We start from the raw sequence: 1,493 nt of genomic DNA, 5'->3' as shown, positions 1-1,493 counted from the left end.
AGTACCGGTAGGCCACTGGCGAGGTTTCCGCTGTGCGGGTCCTTCTCCAGTGGCCCCCGGCCCGAACCCGCCGTGCACCCTTTCGGTGCAGCGGGCTCTCCAGTGACTGCTGCGTGTTTCTCATCCGGGTTACGCATGGATGCCTCCGTGACAAGGCGGGCAGACCACGAGGGTTCTGCGCCGTTTCTTGAGCATCAGCTGCGCCCATGCGGGCTGTTCTCCTGGGCCGCGGAGCCCGGCGAGCGAGCGAACTTGGTGCACCTGCACATCGGTTCGCCTGTCGCAGAGCTCGCACCATCCACGCTTGAGCCGGTCGATGAGCTGGCTGCCGCGTGGGCGGCTGCGGGGGGTGAACATGGTGGACGGGAGATCGTCGAGGACGGCCGTCCGTTTCCGGGTGAGGGGAATGCCACCGAACCGTGCGGTCAGTGGTTTCCTGCCCTCGCGTTCGATTCTGGCCTCGAAGCACCTGCGTGGTCCCTGGGGTGTCCGGATGGTTGTCTTGTAGCGGTTGGCCATCGCGGTCACCCTTGACCGGTGCCTGGCGGCCAGGGTCTTGAGCATGGAGGTCAGCATGACCCCCTTGAGCCGGTCGAGTTTCCAGACGTCGCCGGCCAGCAGGTAGTACTGAACGATGCCCCGGTACTGAGCTCCGTAGAGGCTGACGATGTCGAAGGGTGCGCAACTCGTCAGCGGAAGCAGGTGCGCGGGTTTGCCACGGCGGAGGAACGGGGCGCATTTGGCCTTGATCACGTCCTTAGGCACACGGAGTTGGATCTTCCCGTTGATGGAACGGAGACCGCGATTGACGCGGCCGCCCCGGGAGACCTTCGCATCGGCGTGCTGGACGGTGATCTCGTAGCCGAGGAAGCGGGCCGCCTGGGTACGGCCGTGCGTGATCAGCGTCTTGTCCTGGTTCAGTTCCAGCTTGAGGTCGTCGCGCAGGAATGTGGCCAGGCGCTGTTTGATGGCCTCGGCTTCGGCCTTGGGTCCGATGAACCCGAGGAGATGATCGTCCGCGTATCGGATGTAGCGCAGCCGCCGGTAGCCCGGGTCGTGTGGATCTCCGACCGGGTGGCGGCGCAACTCCTTGCGCCACTGGCGGACTTGGGCGGACTCTGTGTTTTCCTTTCTGTATGCGAGCCGCTTCCGGGCGGCCCCGATCGCATTGTCCAACTCCTTGTAAGCCGGGTTTCTGCGCCGGGCTGCCCCTCGGGTGTATTCCGGGATGAGAACTGTCTCGACGAATGTGTCCAGCCGGTCCATGTAGATGTTGGACAGGAGCGGGGATAGCACACCGCCTTGTGGGGAACCCGACAGGGTGGCATGCCATTTCCAGTCCTCCAGGTATCCCGCCTTCAGCATCTGTTTGATGAGGCGGAGGAACCGGTTGTCGTGGATCTTCTCCGCCAGGATCGCCAGCAGGACCTGATGGTCGAGCGAGCCGAAGCAGTCGGAGATATCTCCTTCAACAAACCAGGTTGTCCCGGTCC

The 1,493-nt window shown here is 64.0% G+C and carries 1 protein-coding gene; it reads right to left on the bottom strand.

Annotated features, from left to right (window positions below):
- Positions 1-129: 129 nt before the first annotated feature.
- Positions 130-1,493 (bottom strand): reverse transcriptase domain-containing protein (locus tag ACFV9O_RS40370; protein WP_385428068.1); only part of this gene is annotated, 1,364 nt, incomplete at its 5' end.

It is taken from the genome of Streptomyces sp. NPDC059909, from assembly GCF_042730885.1.
In the GTDB taxonomy this organism is placed as follows: Bacteria; Actinomycetota; Actinomycetes; order Streptomycetales; family Streptomycetaceae; genus Streptomyces.
This window is presented reverse-complemented; position numbering and strand designations above follow the sequence as displayed.